18 protein-coding genes, 4 tRNA genes, 2 pseudogenes and 1 riboswitch are annotated in these 23,683 nt (G+C 64.9%); of the genes and pseudogenes, 18 read left to right on the forward strand and 6 right to left on the reverse strand.

From position 1 onward, the window contains the following. A partial coding sequence (locus VTU_RS26780) for a dihydropteroate synthase (protein WP_010103820.1) occupies nt 1-392 on the reverse strand: 392 nt, incomplete at its 3' end. A 29-nt stretch (nt 393-421) separates the two neighbouring features. Beyond that, nucleotides 422-533: riboswitch (S-adenosyl-L-homocysteine riboswitch) on the reverse strand. A 103-nt stretch (nt 534-636) separates the two neighbouring features. On the opposite strand from VTU_RS26780, the gene radC reads away from it, so the two are divergent. From radC to proB, 5 genes are all read left to right on the forward strand, one after another. After that, complete coding sequence (gene radC / locus VTU_RS0110140) at nt 637-1,350, forward strand: RadC family protein (protein WP_010103822.1); 714 nt, start codon at nt 637-639, stop codon at nt 1,348-1,350. Between the two features lie 193 nt (nt 1,351-1,543). Next, a complete protein-coding gene (gene rplU, locus VTU_RS0110145) occupies nt 1,544-1,861 on the forward strand; it encodes a 50S ribosomal protein L21 (RefSeq protein ID WP_010103824.1) in 318 nt (105 codons plus the stop codon). Nucleotides 1,862-1,875: 14 nt separating this feature from the next. Next, nucleotides 1,876-2,133, forward strand: coding sequence for a 50S ribosomal protein L27 (gene rpmA / locus VTU_RS0110150; RefSeq protein ID WP_010103826.1), 258 nt, complete (start codon nt 1,876-1,878; stop codon nt 2,131-2,133). A 155-nt stretch (nt 2,134-2,288) separates the two neighbouring features. Then, nucleotides 2,289-3,359 carry an Obg family GTPase CgtA gene (cgtA, locus tag VTU_RS0110155; RefSeq protein WP_010103828.1) on the forward strand — a complete coding sequence of 357 codons (1,071 nt, stop codon included), beginning with the start codon at nt 2,289-2,291 and terminating at the stop codon, nt 3,357-3,359. A 67-nt stretch (nt 3,360-3,426) separates the two neighbouring features. Continuing rightward, complete coding sequence (gene proB / locus VTU_RS0110160) at nt 3,427-4,575, forward strand: glutamate 5-kinase (protein ID WP_010103829.1); 1,149 nt, start codon at nt 3,427-3,429, stop codon at nt 4,573-4,575. A gap of 58 nt (nt 4,576-4,633) precedes the next feature. On the opposite strand, the gene VTU_RS0110165 is transcribed toward proB, so the two are convergent. The 4 genes from VTU_RS0110165 to VTU_RS0110180 form a co-directional block, all read right to left on the reverse strand. Further along, nucleotides 4,634-5,371 (reverse strand): amino acid ABC transporter ATP-binding protein, encoded by a 738-nt coding sequence (locus tag VTU_RS0110165; RefSeq protein ID WP_010103830.1) that lies wholly within the window; start codon nt 5,369-5,371, stop codon nt 4,634-4,636. Nucleotides 5,372-5,404: 33 nt separating this feature from the next. Beyond that, nucleotides 5,405-6,070, reverse strand: coding sequence for an amino acid ABC transporter permease (locus tag VTU_RS0110170; protein ID WP_010103831.1), 666 nt, complete (start codon nt 6,068-6,070; stop codon nt 5,405-5,407). Between the two features lie 59 nt (nt 6,071-6,129). Next, nucleotides 6,130-6,888, reverse strand: coding sequence for an amino acid ABC transporter permease (locus VTU_RS0110175; RefSeq protein WP_010103832.1), 759 nt, complete (start codon nt 6,886-6,888; stop codon nt 6,130-6,132). A 126-nt stretch (nt 6,889-7,014) separates the two neighbouring features. Further along, nucleotides 7,015-7,914 carry a transporter substrate-binding domain-containing protein gene (locus tag VTU_RS0110180; RefSeq protein WP_010103834.1) on the reverse strand — a complete coding sequence of 300 codons (900 nt, stop codon included), beginning with the start codon at nt 7,912-7,914 and terminating at the stop codon, nt 7,015-7,017. Between the two features lie 431 nt (nt 7,915-8,345). Between VTU_RS0110180 and VTU_RS0110185 the strand changes: the two genes are divergently transcribed. The 13 genes and pseudogenes from VTU_RS0110185 to rpoC all read left to right on the forward strand — a co-directional run bounded on the left by VTU_RS0110185 (nt 8,346) and on the right by rpoC (nt 21,921). Continuing rightward, nucleotides 8,346-8,432: transfer RNA gene (locus VTU_RS0110185), tRNA-Tyr, on the forward strand. A gap of 18 nt (nt 8,433-8,450) precedes the next feature. Next, nucleotides 8,451-8,524 (forward strand) — tRNA-Gly (locus VTU_RS0110190). 65 nt (nt 8,525-8,589) lie between these two features. Next, nucleotides 8,590-8,664 (forward strand) — tRNA-Thr (locus tag VTU_RS0110195). Nucleotides 8,665-8,735: 71 nt separating this feature from the next. Beyond that, a pseudogene (locus tag VTU_RS0110205) lies at nt 8,736-9,684 on the forward strand (elongation factor Tu). A gap of 16 nt (nt 9,685-9,700) precedes the next feature. Further along, nucleotides 9,701-9,776 (forward strand) — tRNA-Trp (locus tag VTU_RS0110210). A 95-nt stretch (nt 9,777-9,871) separates the two neighbouring features. After that, nucleotides 9,872-10,258, forward strand: coding sequence for a preprotein translocase subunit SecE (gene secE / locus VTU_RS0110215; RefSeq protein WP_010103841.1), 387 nt, complete (start codon nt 9,872-9,874; stop codon nt 10,256-10,258). Beyond that, nucleotides 10,255-10,845 (forward strand): transcription termination/antitermination protein NusG, encoded by a 591-nt coding sequence (gene nusG, locus VTU_RS0110220; protein WP_010103843.1) that lies wholly within the window; start codon nt 10,255-10,257, stop codon nt 10,843-10,845. Before secE ends, nusG begins: the two co-directional genes overlap by 4 nt. A gap of 122 nt (nt 10,846-10,967) precedes the next feature. Next, on the forward strand, nt 10,968-11,399 hold the full coding sequence (gene rplK / locus VTU_RS0110225; protein ID WP_010103844.1) for a 50S ribosomal protein L11: 432 nt from the start codon (nt 10,968-10,970) through the stop codon (nt 11,397-11,399). Continuing rightward, nucleotides 11,399-12,094: a 50S ribosomal protein L1 gene (gene rplA, locus VTU_RS0110230; RefSeq protein ID WP_010103845.1), complete on the forward strand. Its 696-nt coding sequence runs from the start codon at nt 11,399-11,401 to the stop codon at nt 12,092-12,094. Before rplK ends, rplA begins: the two co-directional genes overlap by 1 nt. 251 nt (nt 12,095-12,345) lie before the next feature. Beyond that, nucleotides 12,346-12,858 carry a 50S ribosomal protein L10 gene (gene rplJ / locus VTU_RS0110235; RefSeq protein WP_010103846.1) on the forward strand — a complete coding sequence of 171 codons (513 nt, stop codon included), beginning with the start codon at nt 12,346-12,348 and terminating at the stop codon, nt 12,856-12,858. 64 nt (nt 12,859-12,922) lie between these two features. Continuing rightward, nucleotides 12,923-13,300, forward strand: coding sequence for a 50S ribosomal protein L7/L12 (gene rplL / locus VTU_RS0110240; protein ID WP_010103847.1), 378 nt, complete (start codon nt 12,923-12,925; stop codon nt 13,298-13,300). Nucleotides 13,301-13,552: 252 nt separating this feature from the next. After that, nucleotides 13,553-17,664 (forward strand): annotated as a pseudogene (rpoB, locus tag VTU_RS26785) (DNA-directed RNA polymerase subunit beta). 21 nt (nt 17,665-17,685) lie between these two features. Beyond that, nucleotides 17,686-21,921 (forward strand): DNA-directed RNA polymerase subunit beta', encoded by a 4,236-nt coding sequence (gene rpoC / locus VTU_RS0110250; protein ID WP_010103851.1) that lies wholly within the window; start codon nt 17,686-17,688, stop codon nt 21,919-21,921. A gap of 60 nt (nt 21,922-21,981) precedes the next feature. On the opposite strand, the gene VTU_RS0110255 is transcribed toward rpoC, so the two are convergent. Next, nucleotides 21,982-23,683, reverse strand: a 1,702-nt coding sequence (locus tag VTU_RS0110255) for a Mur ligase family protein (RefSeq protein ID WP_010103852.1), incomplete at its 5' end; no start/stop codon positions are given.

Raw genomic sequence — 23,683 nt, forward strand, 5'->3', positions numbered from 1 at the left:
CCCTCCTTCATGCTGATGGAGTTGACGATTCCCTTGCCCTGGATGCAGCGCAGGCCGGCTTCGATCACCTCCCACTTGGAGCTGTCGAGCATGATCGGCACGCGCGCGATGTCGGGCTCGGACGCGATCAGTTGCACAAAGCGCACCATCGCAGCCCGGCTGTCGAGCATGGCCTCGTCCATATTGATGTCGATGATCTGCGCACCGTTATCCACCTGCTGGCGCGCCACGGCCAGCGCCTGTTCGTAAGCGCCGTCGAGGATCATGCGCGCGAACGCCCTGGAGCCCGTGACGTTGGTGCGCTCGCCAATGTTCACGAACAGCGAGCCCGCGCCAATGCTCACCGGCTCCAGGCCGGACAGTTTCATCGGGGGCAGCGAAATGGCAGACATGGACTCAGCTGTGCGGGAACGACGGAGAAAGCAGGTGAGCGTCGTTGCAGTGGGCCCCGGGTCCGGCCCCTGGGTCGCCCAAGCCTGACGACGGGCCCTCGTGGTGGGGCCGGGCCTGCCGCTGCAACGCTCCTTGGGCGGGGGTGGATTCTAAGGGGGGCGCCGGCGCACACGCCATGAAAGTCCCGATAAACTGGCGCCGGGCCCAGCCACCTGTTGGCCTTCGACGGTCGGCCCCTGCGCCATGCCTCTCAAAGACCTGCCCCTTGACGCCCAGCCACGCGAAAAACTGCTCGCGCGTGGCCCCGCCGCGTTGGCCGACGCCGAGTTGCTCGCGATCCTGCTGCGCACCGGCATCGTGGGCAAAGGGGTGCTGCAACTGGCGCAGGAATTGCTGGACCCGCCCGGCGCAGACGCCGCCACCGGGCAGCCGAGCGGTGGCTTTGGCGGCATTGCCGGGCTGCTGCACGCCAGCGCCGCCGATCTGCAACGCATCAAGGGCCTGGGTCCGGCCAAGCGCGCCGAACTGGTGGCGGTGCTGGAGCTGGCCCGCCGCGCGCTGGCCCAGCAGCTGTGCGAACGCGCAATCTTCGACGCCCCGGACACCGTCAAGCAGTACCTTCAGTTGCAGTTGGCCGCCAAGGGCCATGAGGTGTTTGCCGTGCTTTTCCTGGACAACCAGAACCACCTGCTGGCGCTGGAAGAACTGTTTCGCGGCACGCTCACGCAGACCAGCGTATACCCCCGCGAAGTGGTGCTGCGCGCGCTGCACCACCGGGCCGCCGCCGTGGTGCTGGCGCACAACCACCCCAGCGGCAGCGTGCAGCCCAGCCGCGCCGACGAGGCGCTCACGCAGACCCTCAAGACCGCGCTGGCGCTGGTTGACGTGCGCGTGCTCGACCATGTGATCGTGGCGCCGGGCCAGGCACTGTCGATGGCAGAAAAAGGACTGCTGTAATACCCCGGCGCCCGCTGCAAGGGCTGGTGCGGGGCGCGCAACCGGGCGAACGACAAAGCGCGCTGGGCCACGGGCGTGATCTTGCCTTGCCGGTGGACGCGTGGACAGCCGCAATGGCGGGCGATGCGCCCTGTGATATATTCGCGGGCTCCGCGGAAATCCGTCTGCAGAGCCCATATCAAGAGGTCCCCCCATGTACGCGGTCATAAAAACCGGTGGCAAGCAGTATCGCGTTGCTTCCGGCGAAAAAATCAAAGTAGAACAGATTGCTGCGGACGTAGGCCAGGAGATCGTGATCGACCAGGTTCTGGCCGTCGGCAACGGCGCTGAGCTCATGGTGGGCACGCCCCTGGTGTCCGGCGCGACCGTGAAGGCCACTGTCGTGGCCCACGGCAAGCACGACAAGGTGCACATCTTCAAGATGCGCCGCCGCAAGCACTATCAAAAACACCAAGGCCATCGCCAGCAGTTCACCGAACTGCAAATTGGCGCGATTGCTGCTGCCCAGTAAAAGGAGCTGATGTCATGGCACAGAAAAAAGGCGGCGGCTCTACGCGAAACGGGCGCGATTCCAAGCCGAAGATGCTGGGCGTCAAGGTCTTCGGGGGCGCACTGGTCGGCGCCGGATCGATCATCGTGCGCCAGCGCGGCACACGCTTTCACCCCGGCAACAATGTCGGCGTGGGCAAGGACCATACCTTGTTCGCACTGGTCAACGGCCACGTGTCGTTCGGCACCAAGGGGGCATTGTCCAAGCAGACGGTGAACGTGACACCGGCCTGAGGCTTTTCCCCAGGCATTCCTTCCGGGGCCCCGCTTTGCCGGGGCCTTGTCGTTTGCCCTGCACGCTGGCGTGTTCGCGCCGTCCGGGGCAGGGGCGTCAGGAGGGCCGCCGTTGCGCCAGAATCAGCGGCTTGGCCGCCCACCACGGGATCTCCATGAAGTTCGTCGATGAAGCCTTGATTGACATTGCCGCAGGTGACGGGGGCAATGGCTGCGTGTCCTTTCGGCACGAAAAACACAAGGAGTTCGGCGGGCCCAACGGAGGCGATGGCGGGCGCGGAGGGCATGTGCAGGCGCTGGCCGACCCCAGCCTGAACACCCTGATCGATTTTCGCTACGCGCGCCGGCATGAGGCCAGGCGGGGCGGGCACGGCATGGGCTCGGACATGTTTGGCGCCGCAGGAAGCGACATCACCCTGAAGATGCCCGTGGGCACCATCATCACCGACGCAGAGACGGGCGCGCTGCTGCATGAGTTGCTCACCCCGGGTGAACTCGTCACCCTCGCCAAGGGCGGCGACGGCGGGTTTGGCAATTTGCGCTTCAAGAGCGCCATCAACCGCGCGCCACGGCAGAAGACGCCCGGCTGGCCAGGCGAGAAGAAGAGCCTGAAGCTGGAATTGAAGGTGCTCGCCGACGTGGGGCTTCTGGGCATGCCGAATGCAGGCAAGTCGACCTTCATCGCCGCGGTTTCCAACGCCCGCCCGAAGATTGCCGACTATCCGTTCACTACGCTGCACCCCAACCTGGGCGTGGTGCGGGTCGGCCCCGAACAGAGTTTCGTGCTCGCCGACATTCCGGGCCTGATCGAAGGGGCGTCCGAAGGCGCAGGGCTTGGGCACCAGTTTCTGCGCCACCTGCAACGCACGCGCCTGCTGTTGCACGTCGTTGATCTGGCGCCGTTCGATGCCGCGCAGGATCCCGTCACCCAGGCCAAGGCCATCGTCTACGAACTGAAAAAGTACGATGACCGGCTCTACGGCAAGCCGCGCTGGCTCGTGTTGAACAAGCTGGACATGGTGCCGCTGGATGAACGGGAGGCGCGCGTCGGGGATTTCGTCCGGCGCTTCCAGTGGAAGGGGCCGGTGTTTCAGATCTCCGCGCTCACGCGCGAGGGCTGCGAGCCGCTGATCCATGCCATCTTCCGCCATGTGCAGGGCGAGCAGCGCGCGGAAAACGAACCGGCGCAGCCGGACCCCCGGTTTGCCGGGGACGCACCCGCCTGAGCCCAAGCGCCCATGGCCGGTCCAGGGCGCGGAAAAAACGCCAGCAACCAAAAGGCTCGAAGAGAAAATGCCTGCCGACGTATTGCGCAATGCCCGCCGCATCGTGGTCAAGGTGGGCTCCAGCCTGGTGACCAACGAGGGCCGCGGCCTGGATGAAACCGCCATTGCCCAATGGTGCTACCAGCTCGCGGCGCTGGTGCGGGGTGACGCGGGCGCACCCCGCGAGGTCGTGATGGTCTCCAGCGGCGCTGTCGCCGAGGGCATGAAGCGCCTGGGCTGGAGCACCCGGCCGCAAGAAATCCATGCCCTGCAAGCCGCCGCCGCCGTGGGGCAGATGGGGCTGGCGCAGATGTATGAAACCAAGCTGCGCGAGCAAGGCCTGGGCAGTGCCCAGGTGCTGCTCACCCACGCCGACCTCGCAGACCGCGAGCGCTATCTGAACGCGCGCTCGACCTTGCTGACCCTGCTGCGCCTGGGGGTGGTGCCGGTGATCAACGAAAACGACACGGTCGTGAATGACGAGATCAAGTTCGGCGACAACGACACTCTGGGGGCCCTGGTGGCGAATCTGCTCGAAGCCGATGCGCTCATCATCCTCACGGACCAGAAGGGGCTGTACACCGCCGACCCACGCCGTGACCCGTCCGCGCAACTCGTCCACGAGGCCCGGGCGGGGGATTGGACCCTGGAGGCCATGGCGGGGGGCGCGGGCTCCGGCATCGGCAAGGGCGGGATGATCACCAAGATTCTTGCGGCCAAGCGCGCGGCCGGATCGGGGGCCTCCACCGCCATCGCCTGGGGACGCGAGCCGGATGTGCTGCTGCGCCTGGCGCGCGGGCAGGCGCTGGGCACCCTGCTCGTGGCGCAGACCCAGAAAAAGCAGGCCCGCAAGCAGTGGATGGCGGACCATTTGCAGCTGCGCGGTTCCGTGATTGTGGACGCAGGGGCCGCGGCCAAGCTGCGCGACGAAGGCAAGAGCCTGCTGCCCATTGGCATGACGGCCGTAGAGGGTGATTTCTCGCGCGGCGACGTGATTGCCGTGCGCGACGCTTCGGGCGCGGAGATCGCCCGTGGTCTCGCGAACTACGCCGCCGCCGAGGCGCGCATGCTGTGCCGCAAGCCCTCCAGCGCGTTCGAGAAACTGCTCGGTTATGCGGCGGAGCCCGAGATGGTGCACCGCGACAATCTGGTGCTTGCTGCGGGTTCCGGTTCCTGAAGGCCCGCACGACGGCCCGCCGTGCACAGGCGGGCCGTGCGGGGGCATCTGCGCGCAGTCAGTGCTGCAAGATCTTGTTGAGAAAATCCCGGGTGCGCGGCTGGCGTGCACCGAGGTCGTTGAAGAACTCTTCCTTCGGGCAGTCTTCCAGGATCTTGCCGCCCACGTCCATGAAGATCACACGGTGGCTGACCTTGCGGGCAAAGCCCATTTCATGCGTCACGCACATCATGGTCATGCCCTCATTCGCCAGGCCCACCATCACGTCGAGCACTTCGCCGACCATTTCGGGGTCGAGCGCCGAGGTGGGCTCGTCGAACAGCATCACGATGGGATTCATGGACAGCGCGCGCGCAATCGCCACACGCTGCTGCTGGCCGCCGGAGAGCTGGCCCGGGAACTTGTCCTTGTGCGCCATCAGCCCCACACGGTCGAGCATTTTGAAGCCGCGCTGCCTGGCGTCGTCCGCGCTGCGGCCGAGCACCTTGATTTGCGCGATGGTCAGGTTGTCCGTCACCGACAGGTGCGGAAACAGCTCGAAATGCTGGAACACCATGCCCACGCGGCTGCGCAGCTTGGGCAGATTGGTTCCGGGGTCGTGCAGTGCCACACCATCGACCGTGATCTCGCCCTTCTGAAAGGGTTCGAGCGCGTTGATGGTCTTGATCAGCGTGGACTTGCCCGATCCCGAGGGGCCGCACACCACCACCACCTCGCCCTTCTTGATGGTGGCAGAGCATTCGCTGAGCACCTGCACCGGGCCGTACCACTTGGAGACGTTCTTGAGTTCGATCATTTCCTGTTCCCTTTATCCAATCTCTTGCACGCATCAGCGAATGATCGCGATCCTGTGGTGCAGGCGCTTGACCGTCCAGGACAGCGCGTAGCACATCACGAAGTACAGCACCGCCGCGGCCAAGTAGGCCTCGATGGGACGGCCGAAGTTCTTCCCCGCCACCTCAAAGCCCTTGAGCATGTCGTAGGCGCCGATCGCGTAGACCAGCGACGTGTCCTGAAACAGGATGATGGTCTGCGTGAGCAGCACCGGCAGCATGTTGCGCAACGCCTGCGGCAGCACCACCAGCTGCATGTTCTGGCCATAGGTCATCCCCAGCGCCTGGCCGGCGTACACCTGACCGCGCGCGATGGACTGGATTCCGGCACGCATGATCTCGCTGAAGTAAGTCGCCTCGAAAGCGATGAAGGTGACGATGGCCGAGACTTCGGCGCCTACGGGCCGACCGATGATCGCCGGAACCAGCAGGAAGAACCACAGGATCACCATGACCAGCGGAATGCTGCGCATGCCGTTGACGTAGATCGCCGCGGGCAGCTCCAGCCATTTCCTGCCCGACAGGCGCATGAGCGCCAGCACGGTGCCAAAGAGCACGCCACCCAGGGTGGCGATGAAGGTCAGTTCCAGGCTGAAGTACAGGCCCTTGAGAACGAAGTTGGTGATCAGGTCCCAGTTGTAGAAGGAAAGGTCGAGATGCATGTCATGCCTCCCTTGGGGACAGCGAATACACGCGGCGGCGGACGTGGGGATGCAGCACGTCAATGCCCTCCCCGCGCGCCACCCGCAGCGATCATTCCCGGGATGCGCACGCAGCGTTCAATGAACACCATGATCCGGTTGATGGTGAATGCCGAAACGATGTAGAGCCCGGTCACGGCCAGATAGACCTCGATGCCGCGCGCGGTTTCCTCCTGCGCCTGCATGGCAAACATCGTGAGTTCCGCCACCGACACGGCAAAGGCCACGGAGGAGTTCTTGAAGATGCCCATGGTCTCGCTGGTCAGCGGCGGGATGATGATGCGAAACGCCATGGGCAGCAACACGTAGCGGTAGGTCTGGAACATGGTCAGGCCCACGGCCAGACCGGCGTAGCGCTGCCCCCGGGGCAGCGTCTGTATCCCCGAGCGCACCTGCTCGGCGATGCGCGCCGAGGTGAAGAAACCCAGCGCCAGCACCGCCAGCGCAAAGCCGGAGACGCCCTTGAGGACCGGAAACAGGCTGGGCAGGACGTGGTACCACAGAAAAATCTGCACCAGCAGCGGAATATTGCGAAACAGCTCGACCCAGGCGTTGCCCAGGCGCACGACCATGGGCCGGTGCTCCAAGGTGCGCAGCGTGCCAATCACCGAGCCCATGACCAGCGCCAGCACCAGCGCCAGCAGCGAAACGGACACCGTCCAGCCCCAGGCCGACAGCATCCAGTCCAGGTAGGTGACGGTGCCCCCCCTGCCGAAGCAGCCCGGCACCACGTCCCGATCCATGGTGTCCTGGCAAAACACCTGCCAATCCCAGCTCATAGCGTCCCCCTTCGATCTCTGATTTCTGCTATCGCGTTCGCCGCAAGCCCGCGTCCAATGAGAAAACCCCCACAACCGGTCTGGCCGAAGGGGCGTCAAGCGTTCGCAAACGCGGTCTTCCAGAAATCACTTCTTCACGTAGTCTTCCATGGGCTTGTCGTTCGGGTTGGCCCAGGCGGCCTTGGTCGCGTCGGACAGGGGCAGGCCGATCGTGGTGTTGGTCGGAGGAATCGGCTGCATGAACCATTTGTCGTACAGCTTGGCCAGCGAGCCGTCGGCGATCTGGCGCTTGATGCTGTCGTCCACGGCCTTCTTGAAGCCGGGGTCGTCCTTGCGCAGCATGCAGGCGATGGGCTCCACGGACAGCACCTCGCCGACGATCTTGTAGTCAGCCGGCGCCTTGGACTTGGAGATGTTCCCCGCGAGGATCGATGCGTCCATGACGAACACGTCGGCGCGGCCGGTTTCCAGCATCAGAAAGCTGTCGGCGTGGTCCTTGCCGAAGACCTCCTTGAATTCGATGCCCCCGGCGCGCTCGTGCTTGCGCAGGTGCTGCACCGAGGTGGTTCCCGTGGTGACGGCCACGGTCTTGCCGTTCAGGTCCTTGATCGAGGTGATTCCCGAATTCGCCTTGGTTGCAATGCGCACCTCTTCCACATAGGTGGTCACGGCAAAGGCCGCGTCCTTCTGGCGCCCGGCGTTGTTCGTGGTGGAGCCACATTCCAGATCGACGGTGCCATTGCTCACCAGCGGAATGCGGTTCTGCGAGGTCACGGGCTGGTACTTGGTTTCCAGCTTGGCCAGACCCAGTTGCTTCTGGACGTCGAGCAGGATGCGCTCGCCCATCTCGGTGTGAAAGCCCACGTACTTGCCATTGCCCAGCGTGTAGGAAAGCCCCGAGGACTCGCGCACGCCCAGCGTCACGCTGCCCGATGCCTTTATCTTGGCCAGGGTGTCGTTGGCTTGGGCGAAGGCGCTGCTTGCGACCAGGGCGGTCACGGCAAGCGCGATCCATTGTTTTTTCATAGCGATCTCCTTGTGTTGAAAAATTGGTCAGAACGGGACTGGTCGGTGGGGCGTCGGCACCGCAGGGCCTGCCAAGGCAGGGGCGGACCAACCCACGGCCGCGCCGCAGGCTGTGTTTGTCGCCGCCGTGAAACTCCCATGCCGTTTATGCACGCAATCATACAAAGTGCCTGCCCCGTGTTTACCCTTGGCGTGTGCGGCCTGCGTCCGCCGCAACCGGGCAAACCCTTTGCGCCATGGGGCTTGCGACGCAGCATTATCCACGCCAGCGACCGACGCCCGGGGCCCAGGCCCCGTTCGCTGCGCTTTGAAGACCCGCTCTGACCGTGGGCGTGCTGGTGCGCTGCGGTAGCCATTCAAAGGAAACGGGAAGCCGGCAAGGAGCCGCTTTCCGAATGGGCAAAGACTGGTGCTAGAATCCAGGATTCTTCGGAGGGGTGCCCGAGTGGCTAAAGGGGGCAGACTGTAAATCTGTTGGCTTCACGCCTACACTGGTTCGAATCCAGTCCCCTCCACCAGCGCGCGCGGGGACCGATGCGGGAGTAGTTCAATGGTAGAACCCTAGCCTTCCAAGCTAATGACGCGGGTTCGATCCCCGTCTCCCGCTCCATTTTGCACGCCGTGCTGGTTTGTCGAGTTGAAATTTTTGCCGCCGCGCAAGCGGCGAGCCAAGTCGCCCATGTGGCTCAGTGGCAGAGCACTCCCTTGGTAAGGGAGAGGTCGCGGGTCCGATTCCCGCCATGGGCACCAGTTTCAGGTGCGTCCGGTTCGGGTTGCGCCGGTTTTTTTGTATCGGTATAGGTTTTTTCGGAGTCGGAAGAATGGCAAAAGGAAAATTCGAACGCACCAAGCCCCACGTCAACGTGGGGACGATCGGTCACGTGGACCATGGCAAGACGACGCTCACGGCGGCCATCGCCACCGTGCTGTCGACCAAGTTCGGCGGCGAGGCCAAGGCCTACGACCAGATCACGCAGCCCCCGAGGAAAAAGCCCGCGGCATCACGATCAACACCGCGCACGTGGAATACGAAACGGCCAACCGCCACTACGCGCACGTGGACTGCCCCGGCCACGCGGACTACGTGAAGTCCGCGGCTCGGCCAAGCTCGCGCTCGAGGGCGACAAGGGGCCGCAGGGTGAAGAGGCGATCATGAAGCTCGCCGAGGCCCTGGACAGCTACATCCCCACGCCCGAGCGCGCCATCGACGGCAGCTTCCTGATGCCCGTGGAAGACGTGTTCTCGATCTCCGGCCGCGGCACCGTGGTCACCGGGCGCATCGAGCGCGGCGTCATCAAGGTCGGCGAAGAAATCGAAATCGTCGGCATCCGCGACACGCAGAAAACCACCTGCACGGGCGTAGAAATGTTCCGCAAGCTGCTCGACCAGGGCCAGGCCGGGGACAACGTCGGCCTGCTGCTGCGCGGCACCAAGCGCGAAGACGTGGAACGCGGCCAGGTACTGTGCAAGCCCGGATCGATCAAGCCGCACACCCATTTCACCGCCGAGGTCTACGTTCTGAGCAAGGACGAGGGCGGACGCCACACGCCGTTCTTCAACAACTACCGCCCGCAGTTCTACTTTCGCACGACCGACGTGACCGGCGCCATCGAGTTGCCGGCGGACAAGGAAATGGTCATGCCGGGCGACAACGTCTCGATCACCGTGAAGCTGATCAACCCGATCGCCATGGAAGAAGGCCTGCGCTTCGCAATCCGCGAAGGCGGGCGCACCGTGGGCGCGGGTGTGGTGGCCAAGATCATTGCCTGACAGAGAGAGGGCATACAGGGGCATAGCTCAATTGGCAGAGCGTCGGTCTCCAAAACCGAAGGTTGTAGGTTCAATTCCTACTGCCCCTGCCACCTGAATGTGGCACAGAACGAGAGCCCGCCAGATATTGGCGGGCTTCGGTGTCTTGATCGGCGCCATGAAATCGCAAGCAGGAAATAACGCAAAGATGGCCACTTCACCGGTTGAAACTGTCAATACAGGCGCAGACAAGGCCAAGCTCGCTGCAGTGTTCGCCTTGGTCCTTGCGTCGGTTGCGGGGTTTTACCTGCTCGGCCGGCAGGGCGCGCTCGTGCAGTGGGCCGCGCTGGGCGGCGGGCTGATCGCGGCTGCGGGCGTTTTTCTGGTCTCGGAACCCGGCCGTCAGTTCGTGGCCTTTGCACGCGACGCGTGGCGCGAAGTCAGAAAGGTCGTCTGGCCGACGCGCAAGGAGGCCCTGCAGATCACGGCCTACGTGTTTGCCTTCGCGGTGGTCATGGCGCTGTTCCTGTGGCTCACCGACAAGACGCTGGAATGGATCCTGTACGACCTGATTTTGGGATGGAAAAAGTCATGACGACCGCGGCCGAATTCACGGGGGCCCAAGCCTCTGCAGGCGCTTTGGCAAATCCCGACCTGCGCTGGTACATCGTCCACGCCTACTCGGGAATGGAGAAGGCCGTGGAGCGCAATATCCAGGAGCGCATCAGCCGTTCGGGAATGCAGGACAAGTTCGGCCGCATCCTGGTGCCGACCGAGGAAGTCATCGAAGTCAAGAGCGGCCAGCGCAAGACGACGGAGCGGCGCCTGTTCCCCGGCTACGTGTTCGTGGAAATGGTCATGGACGACGACACCTGGCATTTGGTCAAGCAAACCAACAAGGTGACCGGTTTCGTCGGCGGTGCGAAGAACCGCCCCGCGCCCATCTCCGAAGACGAGGTGCAAAAGATCGTCAGCCAGATGCAGGAAGGCACCGACAAGCCGCGCCACAAGATCGAATTCATGGTGGGTGAGCTGGTGCGCGTCAAGGAAGGTCCGTTCACGGACTTCAATGGCTCGGTCGAAGAGGTGAATTACGAAAAGAGCCGCGTGCGCGTCTCCGTGATGATCTTCGGTCGCTCCACGCCGGTGGAACTGGAATTCGGTCAGGTCGAGAAAACCTGACCCCCAAGTTGGATGCCGCACTTTTCGACTCGGTGCGGACATCATGGCAGTTGAGTCGTCAACCCCGGGGAGCCGGTCGCCGCATTGCGGCGCAGGCGTCATGACCCGCAAGGAGCAAACATATGGCGAAGAAAATCGTCGGCTTCATCAAGCTGCAAGTGCCAGCTGGTAAGGCCAACCCATCCCCACCGATTGGTCCCGTACTGGGCCAGCGCGGTCTCAACATCATGGAGTTCTGCAAGGCGTTCAACGCGCAGACCCAGGGCGTCGAGCCGGGCCTGCCGCTGCCCGTGGTGATCACGGCGTTCGCGGACAAGAGCTTTACCTTCATCATCAAGACGCCACCGGCGACGACGCTGATCAAGAAGGCCATCAAGCTCGAAAAAGGCTCTGCGAGCGCGCTGAGCAACAAGGTCGGCAAGATCACGCGCGCCCAGCTCGAAGAAATCGCCCAGACCAAGCTCAAGGACATGAATGCTTCGGGCATCGACGCCGCGGTGCGTACCTTGGCGGGCTCCGCACGCTCCATGGGCGTGACGGTGGAGGGCGTGTGATGAGCAAACTGACCAAAAAACAAAAGGCCCTGGAGGGCAAGGTCGATAGCACCAAGCTGTACAGCTTTGCCGACGCCCTGGTCCTGGTCAAGGAAGCCGCGACCGCCAAATTCGACGAATCCATCGACGTGGCCGTGCAGCTTGGCATCGACGTCAAGAAGTCGGACCAGGTGGTGCGCGGCGCCGTGGTGCTGCCCAACGGCACCGGCAAGACCACCCGCGTGGCCGTGTTCGCGCAGGGCGCAAGGGCCGAGGAAGCCCAGGCCGCGGGCGCAGACATCGTCGGCATGGACGATCTGGCGGCCCGGGTGAAGGCCGGCGACATGCCTTTCGACGTCGTGATCGCCGCTCCGGACGCGATGCGCGTCGTGGGTTCCCTGGGTCAGATCCTGGGCCCGCGCGGCCTGATGCCCAACCCCAAGGTGGGGACCGTCACCCCCGACGTGGCCACGGCCGTGAAGAACGCCAAGGCGGGTCAGGTGCAGTTTCGTGCCAACAAGACCGGCATCGTGCACAGCACGATCGGTCGCCGCTCGTTCGACAGCGAAAAGCTGCAAGGCAACCTGGCGGCGCTGATCGACGCGCTGAACAAGGCCAAGCCGGCGTCGAGCAAGGGGCTGTACCTGCGCAAGGTGGCGGTGTCGTCGACGATGGGCGTTGGCGTGCGCATCGATACGCAATCCATTGCCGTGTGATTGCGCGCAATGGCGCAGGAGGAATCTTCGGGTCCGGCATGAGAGCGGGCCCGATGCGGTGGGCCGCAGCGGGTGAGGAATCCGCTGCGGGCCATCCAAGACCGTTGGTGTGCAAGGGCACTTAATCTTTTCCAAGGCCAGCGCAGATGGCGATCCCGCTGCACATGGAACCCGTTTCCAAAACAGTTGGTCGCTGCAACCAGAGCGTGCACGAGGGCGCAGGCCCGAAGGCACAATTTAAGGAGTAGACCTTGAGTCTCAATCGCAGTGAGAAAGAAGCGGTCGTCGGCGAAGTGACCCGCCTCGCCGCAAAAGCTCAAACGCTGGTGATCGCGGAATACCGTGGCATCACGGTCGCCGACATGACCAAACTGCGCGTGCAGGCGCGCGGCAAGGGCGTGAGCCTGAGTGTTCTGAAGAACACCCTGGCGCGCCGTGCCGTGGCAGGCAGCGCGTTCGACGTGGTCGCCGACCAGATGACCGGCCCGCTGATCTATGGCTTCTCCGAAGACGCCGTGGCCGCCGCGAAGGTGGTGGCCGACTTTGCGAAAACCAACGACAAGCTGGTGATTCGTGCTGGCGCTTTCGGCGGCAAGGCCCTGGACATCAACGGCGTGAAGCGGCTGGCGGACATTCCTCCCAAGGAAGTTCTGCTGGCTCAGCTGTGTGGCTTGCTGATGTCGCCCATCTCCCGCACCGCCGTGGTGCTCAGCGCGCTGGCGGCGAAAAAAGGCGAGGGCGAGGCCGTGGCCGTGGCCGCATGAGCGACCGGACAAGCCTGAACCCCCATCCATGAAACATCTGTGAACCAATTGTTAGGAAATCAAAATGGCATTCGATAAAGACGTATTTCTGACCGCGCTCGACGGCATGACGGTCCTGGAACTCAATGACCTGGTCAAGGCCATTGAAGAGAAGTTTGGCGTGAGCGCCGCGGCCATGGCGGCTCCCGCGGCCGCTGGCGGTGGCGCGGGCGCTCCCGTTGCCGAAGAGCAGACGGAATTCAACGTGGTGCTCAACGAGGCTGGCGCGAACAAGGTGTCCGTCATCAAGGCCGTGCGCGAAATCACCGGCCTGGGCCTCAAGGAGGCCAAGGACCTGGTCGATGGCGCGCCCAAGAACGTCAAGGAAGCCATTCCCAAGGCCGACGCCGAAGCCGCAGTCAAGAAACTGCTGGACGCCGGCGCCAAGGCGGAAATCAAGTAATCCGGTCTTGGCAGGCCGGGGTTGCGCCGCGACTCCGGCCCGCCGCTTTCAGAACGCAGCCGAAAACTCCCGCAGGGGTTTTCGAGTGTCTTCTGATCCCCCCGACAGCAGAAGGCGCCTTGGTTCGGGTGATGTGCAACGCATCACCGTCCGCCATGGTTGGTAGTGGCCAACCGCCAAGCCCGCAGGGACGTCAGGCCTTGCGGGTCATTCGTCGAAGACCCTGAACGCATGTCTTTGCCCGGAGATTTCATGGCCTATTCCTACACCGAACGCAAACGCATTCGCAAAAGCTTCGGCACCCGCGACAGTGTGCTCGAAGTGCCTTATCTGCTGCAGATGCAAAAGGACGCGTACACCGCTTTCCTGCAGGCGGACACGGCCCCCCTGAAGAGAAGCGTCGAGGGCCTTCAGGCGGCATTCGACGCGGCCTTTCCCATCGTCTCGCACAACGGTTTCGTGGAGATGCGTTTCACCGAGTACAACCTGGCCAAGCCCGCATTCGACGTGCGTGAGTGCCAGACGCGGGGGCTGACCTATGCGTCGGCGGTGCGCGCCAAGGTACAGCTGATCATCTACGACCGCGAGTCCTCGACGACGCAGTCCAAGGTGGTCAAGGAGGTCAAGGAGCAGGAGGTCTACATGGGCGAGGTGCCGCTCATGACCGACAAGGGCTCGTTCATCATCAACGGCACGGAGCGCGTGATCGTCTCGCAGCTGCACCGCTCGCCCGGCGTGTTCTTCGAACACGACAAGGGCAAGGGCCACAGTTCGGGCAAGCTGCTGTTCTCGGCGCGCATCATTCCCTACCGCGGTTCCTGGCTCGACTTCGAGTTCGACCCCAAGGACCTGCTGTACTTTCGCGTCGATCGCCGCCGCAAGATGCCGGTCACGATCCTGCTCAAGGCCATCGGTCTGAACCCGGAATCGATCCTGGCGAACTTCTTCGTGAACGACAGCTTCCGCCTGATGGACAGCGGCGCGCAAATGGAATTCGTTGCCGAGCGCCTGCGCGGCGAAGTGGCCCGTTTCGACATCACCGACAAGTCCGGCAAGGTCATCGTGGCCAAGGACAAGCGCGTCACCGTGCGCCACATCCGCGAACTCGAGCAGTCGGGCACCACGCACGTCAGCGTTCCCGAGGACTTCCTCGTCGGCCGCATCGTGGCGCGCGGCATCGTCGATGCGGACACCGGCGAAATCCTCGCCAAGGCGAACGACGAGCTGACCGAGGCCCTGCTCAAGAAACTGCGCGGCGCGGGGGTGCCGGACGTGCAGTGCATCTACACCAACGAACTCGATCAGGGGCCGTACATCTCGCAGACCCTGCGCACCGACGACACGCAGGACGAATTCGCCGCGCGCGTGGCCATCTACCGCATGATGCGCCCCGGCGAACCGCCGACCGAGGACGCAGTGCAGGCCCTGTTCCAGCGCCTGTTCTACAACCCCGATACCTACGACCTGTCGCGCGTGGGGCGCATGAAGTTCAACGCCAAGATCGGCCGCGCAGAATCCACCGGCGCGATGGTGCTCTCCAACGAGGACATCCTGGCCGTGGTGAAGATCCTCGTCGATCTGCGCAACGGCCATGGCGAGGTGGACGACATCGATCACCTGGGCAACCGCCGCGTGCGCTGCGTGGGTGAACTCGCCGAGAACCAGTACCGCACCGGTCTGGCGCGCATCGAAAAGGCGGTCAAGGAGCGTCTGGGTCAGGCCGAGCAAGAGCCGCTGATGCCGCACGACCTGATCAACTCGAAGCCGATTTCCGCGGCGCTCAAGGAGTTCTTCGGCGCCTCGCAGCTGTCGCAGTTCATGGACCAGACCAATCCGCTGGCCGAGATCACGCACAAGCGCCGGGTTTCCGCGCTCGGCCCGGGGGGGTTGACGCGCGAGCGCGCCGGCTTCGAGGTGCGCGACGTGCACGTGACGCACTACGGGCGTGTGTGCCCGATCGAGACGCCCGAAGGCCCGAACATCGGCCTGATCAACTCGCTGGCGCTGTACGCGCGCCTGAACGAGTACGGCTTCATCGAGACGCCTTACCGCCGCGTGGTCGGCGCGAAGGTGAGCAACGACATCGACTACCTCTCGGCGATCGAAGAAGGCAAGTACGTGATCGCCCAGGCGAACGCGGTGCTCGACAAGGACGGCCACCTGACCGGGGAGCTGGTCTCGGCGCGCGAAAAGGGCGAATCGATCCTCTGCGCTGCGGACCGCGTGCAGTACATGGACGTCTCTCCCGCGCAGATCGTTTCGGTGGCGGCCTCGCTGGTTCCGTTCCTGGAGCACGACGACGCGAACCGCGCGCTGATGGGCGCGAACATGTCGCGCCAGGCCGTTCCCGTGCTGCGCCCCGAAAAACCGCTGGTGGGAACGGGGATCGAGCGCGTGGCCGCGGTGGACTCGGGAACCGTGGTCACGGCGACGCGCGGCGGCATCGTCGACTACGTTGACGCCACGCGCATCGTGGTGCGCGTCAACGACGCCGAGGCCGCTGCCGGCGAAGTGGGGGTGGACATCTACAGCCTCATCAAATACCAGCGCTCGAACCAGAACACCAACATCCACCAGCGCCCCATCGTCAAGAAGGGCGACCGGCTGGTCAAGGGCGACGTGATCGCCGACGGCGCGTCAACGGACCTCGGCGAGATCGCCATCGGCCAGAACATGCTGATCGCCTTCATGCCCTGGAACGGCTACAACTACGAGGACTCGATCCTGATCTCCGAGCGCGTGGTGGCGCAGGACCGCTACACCTCGATCCACATCGAGGAACTCGTCGTGATGGCGCGCGACACCAAGCTGGGCGCCGAAGAAATCACGCGTGACATCCCGAACCTCTCGGAGCAGCAGCTCAACCGCCTGGACGAATCGGGAATCATCTACGTGGGCGCCGAAGTCCAGCCCGGCGATACGCTGGTGGGCAAGGTCACGCCCAAGGGCGAGACCACGCTCACGCCCGAAGAGAAGCTGCTGCGCGCGATCTTTGGCGAGAAAGCGTCCGACGTGAAGGACACCTCATTGCGCGTGGACCAGGGCTCGCAGGGAATCGTGATCGACGTGCAGGTGTTCACGCGTGAGGGCATACCGCGCGACAAACGCGCCCAGCAGATCATCGACGACGAGCTCAAGCGCTTTCGCCTGGACCTGAACGACCAGTTGCGCATCGTCGAGGCCGACGCCTTCGACCGCATCGAGAAGCTGCTCACCGGCCGCGTGGCCAACGGTGGCCCGCACAAGCTGGCCAAGGGCGCGCAGATCGACAGGGCCTACCTGGCGACGGTGGAGAAGTTCCACTGGTTCGACATCCGCCCGGCGGAAGACGAGGTCGCGGCGCAGCTCGAATCGATCAAGAACGCCCTGGAGCAGACGCGCCACGGCTTCGACCTGGGCTTCGAGGAAAAGCGCAAGAAGCTCACGCAGGGCGACGAACTGCCCGCCGGCGTGCTCAAGATGGTCAAGGTCTACCTGGCGGTCAAGCGCCGCCTGCAACCGGGCGACAAGATGGCCGGCCGCCACGGCAACAAGGGCGTGGTCTCGAAGATCGTTCCGGTCGAGGACATGCCCTACATGGCCGACGGCACCCCGGCCGACATCGTCCTGAACCCGCTGGGCGTGCCTTCGCGCATGAACATCGGCCAGGTGCTCGAGGTCCACCTGGGCTGGGCCGGAAAAGGCATTGGCCAGCGCATCGGCGACCTGCTGCAGCAGCAGGCCAAGGTGTCCGAGTTGCGCAGCTTCCTGGAGGAGGTCTACAACTCCCGGGGGCGCAAGGAGGATCTCACGCAACTGAGCGATGCAGACCTGCTGTCCATGGCCGCCAACCTCCAGCAAGGCGTGCCCTACGCGACCCCCGTTTTCGACGGCGCTTCGGAAGCGGAGATCAAGGACATGCTCGCGCTCGCGTACCCGGACGAGATTGCCCGGCGCAAGGGCCTGACGCCCAGCCGCACGCAGGCGTATCTGTACGACGGCCGCAGCGGCGACCGCTTCGACGCCCCACGACCATCGGCTACATGCATTACCTGAAACTGCACCACCTGGTCGACGACAAGATGCACGCGCGCTCCACCGGCCCCTACTCGCTGGTCACGCAGCAACCGCTGGGCGGCAAGGCGCAGTTCGGCGGCCAGCGCTTCGGGGAGATGGAGGTTTGGGCGCTGGAGGCCTACGGCGCCTCCTACGTATTGCAGGAAATGCTCACCGTCAAGTCCGACGACGTGGCCGGCCGCACCAAGGTGTACGAGTCCATCGTCAAGGGCGAACACGCCATTGAAGCCGGGATGCCGGAATCGTTCAACGTGCTGGTCAAGGAAATCCGCTCCCTGGGCCTGGACATCGAGTTGGAACGCGCTTGAGCGCAAAAGGAAAGAGTCACCATGAAATCGCTGCTCGACCTGTTCAAACAATTCACCCCGGATGAGCATTTCGACGCCATCCGCATCGGCTTGGCCTCTCCCGAGAAAATCCACTCCTGGTCTTTCGGCGAGGTGAAAAAGCCCGAGACCATCAACTACCGCACCTTCAAACCCGAGCGCGACGGCCTGTTCTGCGCCAAGATTTTTGGTCCCATCAAGGACTACGAATGCCTGTGCGGCAAGTACAAGCGCCTCAAGCACCGCGGCGTGATCTGCGAGAAATGCGGCGTCGAGGTCACGCAGACCAAGGTGCGCCGCGAACGCATGGGCCACATCGACCTGGCCGCTCCCTGCGCGCACATCTGGTTCCTGAAGTCGCTGCCCTCGCGCCTGGGCATGGTGCTCGACATGACGCTGCGCGACATCGAGCGCGTGCTGTACTTTGAAGCCTACGTGGTGACCGACCCCGGAATGACCACGCTGAAGAAGTTCAGCATCATGTCCGAGGACGACTACGACGCCAAACGCAAGGAATTCGGCGACGAATTCATCGCCAAGATGGGCGCCGAAGGCATCAAGGACCTGCTCGAATCGATAGACATCGAGCTGTCGATCGAGCGCCTGCGCGGCGACCTGACCGGCTCCGAGGTCAAGGTCAAGAAAAACACCAAGCGCCTGAAAGTTCTCGAAGCGTTCAAGAAGTCCGGGATCAAGCCCGAGTGGATGGTGCTGGAAGTGCTTCCCGTGCTGCCGCCGGACCTGCGCCCGCTGGTGCCGCTCGACGGCGGGCGCTTTGCGACCTCCGACCTGAACGATCTGTACCGCCGCGTCATCAACCGCAACAGCCGCCTGCGCCGCCTGCTGGAACTCAAGGCCCCGGAGATCATCGCGCGCAACGAAAAGCGCATGCTGCAGGAGGCCGTCGATTCGCTGCTGGACAACGGCCGCCGCGGCAAGGCCATGACGGGCGCGAACAAGCGCGCGCTCAAGTCGCTGGCCGACATGATCAAGGGCAAGAGCGGCCGTTTCCGCCAGAACCTGCTGGGCAAGCGCGTGGACTACTCGGGCCGTTCCGTGATCACCGTGGGCCCGACGCTCAAGCTGCACCAATGCGGTCTGCCCAAGCTGATGGCGCTGGAGCTGTTCAAGCCCTTCATCTTCTCGCGCCTGGAGGCCATGGGAATCGCCACGACGATCAAGGCGGCGAAGAAGGAGGTCGAATCCGGAACGCCCGTGGTCTGGGACATCCTGGAAGAGGTCATCAAGGAACACCCGGTGATGCTCAACCGCGCGCCCACGCTGCACCGCATGGGAATCCAGGCTTTCGAGCCGATCCTCATCGAGGGCAAGGCGATCCAGCTGCACCCGCTGGTCTGCTCGGCGTTCAACGCCGACTTCGACGGCGACCAGATGGCCGTCCACGTCCCGCTGTCGGTGGAGGCGCAGATGGAAGCGCGCACGCTGATGCTGGCCTCGAACAACGTGCTGCTGCCGGCCTCGGGCGAGCCCTCCATCGTGCCCTCGCAGGACGTGGTGCTCGGCCTGTACTACGCCACCCGCGAGCGCATCAACGGCAAGGGCGAGGGACTGGTGTTTGCCGACACGGGCGAGGTGCAGCGCGCGTTCGACGCAAACGAGCTGGAACTCGCCGCGCGCATCACCGTGCGCCTGACCGAATGGATCAGGAACAAGGAAAGCGGCGAACTCGTCGCCTCGACCGCGCTCGTGGAAACCACGGCGGGCCGGGCCCTGTTGTCCGAAATCCTGCCCCGGGGCCTGCCGTTTTCGCACATCAACAAGGCGCTCAAGAAGAAGGAAATCTCGCGCCTGATCAACGTCTCGTTCCGCAAATGCGGGCTCAAGGAAACCGTGGTGTTTGCCGACAGGCTGCTGCAAAACGGCTTCCACCTGGCCACGCGCGCGGGAATCTCGATCGCCATCGACGACATGCTGGTGCCGCCGCAAAAGGCCGCGATCATCGAGCGCTCGGAGAAGGAGGTCAAGGAGATCGAGCAGCAGTACATCTCCGGTCTGGTCACCTCGGGCGAGCGCTACAACAAGGTGGTGGACATCTGGGGCAAGGCCGGCGACGAAGTCTCCAAGGCGATGATGGCCCGGCTCTCCAAGGAACAGGTCATCGACCGCCATGGCAACGAGGTCTCGCAGGAGTCCTTCAACTCGATCTACATGATGTCCGACTCGGGCGCCCGCGGCTCTCCCGCGCAGATCCGCCAGGTCGCCGGAATGCGGGGCCTGATGGCGAAGCCGGACGGATCGATCATCGAGACGCCGATCACCGCGAACTTCCGCGAAGGTCTGAACGTGCTGGAGTACTTCATCTCCACGCACGGCGCGCGCAAGGGCCTGGCCGACACGGCGCTCAAGACCGCGAACTCGGGCTACCTGACGCGCCGCCTGGTGGACGTGACGCAGGACCTGGTCGTGACCGAGGAAGACTGCGAGACCACGAATGGTTCGCTGATGCGCGCCATCGTCGAAGGCGGCGAGGTGATCGAATCGCTGCGCGACCGCATCCTGGGCCGCACTGCGGCCGAAGACGTGCTGCACCCCGAGAACCGCTCGGTGCTGCTCCCGGCGGGCGCGATGTTCGACGAAGACCTCATCGAAGAGCTCCAGGCCGCCGGCGTCGATGAGGTGAAGGTGCGCACCGCGCTGACCTGCGAGACCCGCTACGGCCTGTGCGCCAAATGCTATGGCCGCGACCTGGGCCGTGGCGGCCTGATCAACCTCGGCGAAGCCGTGGGCGTGATCGCCGCCCAGTCCATCGGCGAGCCCGGAACGCAGCTGACCATGCGCACCTTCCACATCGGCGGCGCGGCCTCGCGCGCGGCGATTGCTTCCAGCGTGGAAGCCCGGTCCAACGGCGTGATCGGCTTCAACGCGACGATGCGCTACGTGAGCAACACCAAGGGCGAGCTGGTGGTGATCGCCCGTTCGGGGGAAATCATCATCCACGACGAGCATGGCCGCGAGCGCGAGCGCCACAAGCTGCCGTATGGCGCAACGCTCACCGCCAAGGCCGACCAGAGCGTCAAGGCGGGAACCGTTCTTGCCACCTGGGATCCGCTGACGCGCCCGATCATCACCGAGTTCGCCGGCCGCACGAAGTTTGAAAACGTCGAAGAAGGACTCACGGTGGCGCGCCAGCTCGACGACGTGACGGGTCTGTCAACGCTGGTCGTGATCGATCCCAAGCGCCGCGGCGCCGCCAAGGTCGTGCGCCCGCAGGTCAAGCTCATCGACGCGCAGGGCAACGAGGTGAAGATCCCGGGCACCGACCACTCGGTGACCATAGGCTTTCCGGTCGGCTCGCTGATCCAGGTGCGCGACGGCCAGGACGTGGGCCCGGGCGAGGTGCTCGCGCGCATCCCGGTCGAAGGGCAGAAGACGCGCGACATCACCGGCGGTCTGCCCCGCGTGGCCGAGCTGTTCGAAGCCCGCACGCCCAAGGACAAGGGCACGCTCGCGGAGATGACCGGCACCGTGTCGTTCGGCAAGGAAACCAAGGGCAAAGTCCGGTTGCAGATCACCGACCCCGAGGGCCATGTGTTCGAAGAGCTGGTTCCCAAGGAAAAGAACATCCTGGTGCACGAAGGCCAGGTGGTGAACAAGGGCGAATCCATCGTTGACGGCCCCGCCGATCCGCAGGACATCCTGCGCCTGCTGGGAATCGAAGAACTCTCGCGCTACATCGTCGACGAGGTGCAGGACGTGTACCGCCTGCAGGGCGTGAAGATCAACGACAAGCACATCGAGGTGATCGTGCGCCAGATGCTGCGCCGCGTCGTCGTCGAGAACGCCGGCGAGTCGCAGTACATCAACGGTGAACAGGTCGAGCGCTCGGAGATCCTGAACACCAACGAGGCGCTGCTCGCCGCGGGCAAGATCCCCGCGACCTACAGCAACCTGCTGCTCGGCATCACCAAGGCCTCGCTGTCCACCGACTCGTTCATCTCCGCCGCGTCGTTCCAGGAAACCACGCGCGTGCTCACCGAGGCAGCGATCATGGGCAAGCGCGACGAGCTGCGCGGACTCAAGGAGAACGTCATCGTGGGGCGCCTGATCCCCGCCGGAACGGGCCTGGCCTACCACCAGGCGCGCAAGGCCAAGGACGCCATGGACGACGCCGAACGCCGCGCCATCGCCGACGCCGAAGCCGCCGAAATGGCCGCCCAGGCGCAGGCCCCCGAGCCGGACGGCAGCAGCATGACGGTCACCGACGCGGCGGCCGACTAAGGCACCCGGACAAACGCCGCCGGCGCCTGGCGTTCGGGACCGGCGGCGGATGTCAGGCCGTCACGCCGTCACGCCGGCCTCGGCGCAGCGCCGAGTCAGGTGCTCGAGCGCCTGCGCCACCTGGTCGATCAGCACCAGGCACAGGTCGCCCGGCTGCAAGCGCGCGAGCGCGGTGTCGATGGCGCTGAACTCGCCGTGGATTTCCTCGACGTGGCGCACGCGCGCGGCGTCCGCCAGGCCTTGGCGCAGCAGCACCATCACCTCGCCGTCGGCGCGCCCGCGCTGCGCCGCGTCCTGGTAGAGGATGACCGTGTCGAACGCGGCACCCAAAATTTCGGTCTGCACACGCAGGTCTTCGTCGCGGCGATCGCCCGCGCCGCTGATCACCACGCTGCGCTGCCTTGCGGGTAGCGCGTCCACGGCGCAGACGAGCGCGCGCATGGCGTCGGGGTTGTGGCCGTAGTCGGCGATCACGGTCGCGCCCCGGTAGTCCATGACGTTGAAGCGCCCGGGCGCGTTGTCGCTGTCGTTCACAAAGCCTGACAGGCCACGGCGCAGGGTCTGCCACGGCAGACCCACGCCCCAGGCGGCGGCCACGGCGGCCATGACGTTCTCGACCTGGAAGGCAATCCGGCCGTTGCGCGTGATCGGCATGTCGCGCAGCTGCATGGTTTCGCGCCACGACCCTTCGGACGCGACGATGGCGTCGCCATCGACGTACACGCTGCGCTGCCCCTGCGTGCGGTGCGTGACCATGACCGGGTGGTGCCGGTCGCTGGCAAAGTAGATCACCTTGCCGGGGCAGGCCGGGGCCATCGCGGCGACGATGGGGTCGGCGGCGTTGAGCACGGCGTAGCCGGTTGCGGCCACGTTCTGCACGATCACGCGCTTGAGGACGGCCAGGTCTTCCACCGTGGTGATGTAGTTCAGCCCCAGGTGGTCGCCGGCGCCGACGTTGGTCACCACGGCGACCTGGCAGCGGTCGAAGCCCAGTCCCTCGCGCAGGATTCCGCCGCGCGCGGTCTCGAACACTGCCGCATCGACCTCGGGGTGCAGCAGCACGTTGCGCGCGCTCTTCGGGCCGCTGCAGTCGCCGTCGTCGATCTGCCGGCCGTTCACGTACACGCCGTCGGTGTTCGTCATTCCCACGCGCAGGCCATGCGCCGTGAACAGGTGCGCGATGAGGCGCGCCGTGGTGGTCTTGCCGTTGGTTCCGGTGACCGCCACCACGGGGATGCGGCCGTCGTCGCCCGGCGCGTAGAGGCGATCGACCATGGCCTGCCCGACGTTGCGCGGCTTGCCGTAGGAGGGGGCCAGGTGCATGCGCAGTCCGGGGGCGGCGTTCACCTCGACGAAGCCGCCGCCCTGCTCTTCGAGCGGGCGCAGAACGGTCTCGGCGACCATGTCCACGCCGCAGATGTGCAGGCCCACCATCTGCGCCGCGGCCACGGCGCGCGCGGCGACTTCGGGGTGCACGTCGTCGGTGACGTCGGTGGCGCTGCCGCCCGTGGACAGGTTCGCGTTGTTGCGCAGGATGACGCGCTGGCCCTTGGCCGCAACGCAGTCCGGGGTCAGGCCCTGCAGGGCCAGGCGGGCCAGGGCGATGTCGTCGAGGCGGACCTTCGTCAGCGCGGTGGCGTGGCCCGTGCCGCGGCGCGGGTCCTGGTTCAGCGTGTCAACCAGTTCGCGCACCGTGTGCCGGCCGTCGCCGAGCACCTGCGGCGGGTCGCGGCGCGCCGCGGCCACCAGCTGCCCGCCGACC

Source organism: Verminephrobacter aporrectodeae subsp. tuberculatae At4 (assembly GCF_000193225.1).
Taxonomy (GTDB): domain Bacteria; phylum Pseudomonadota; class Gammaproteobacteria; order Burkholderiales; family Burkholderiaceae_C; genus Acidovorax; species Acidovorax aporrectodeae.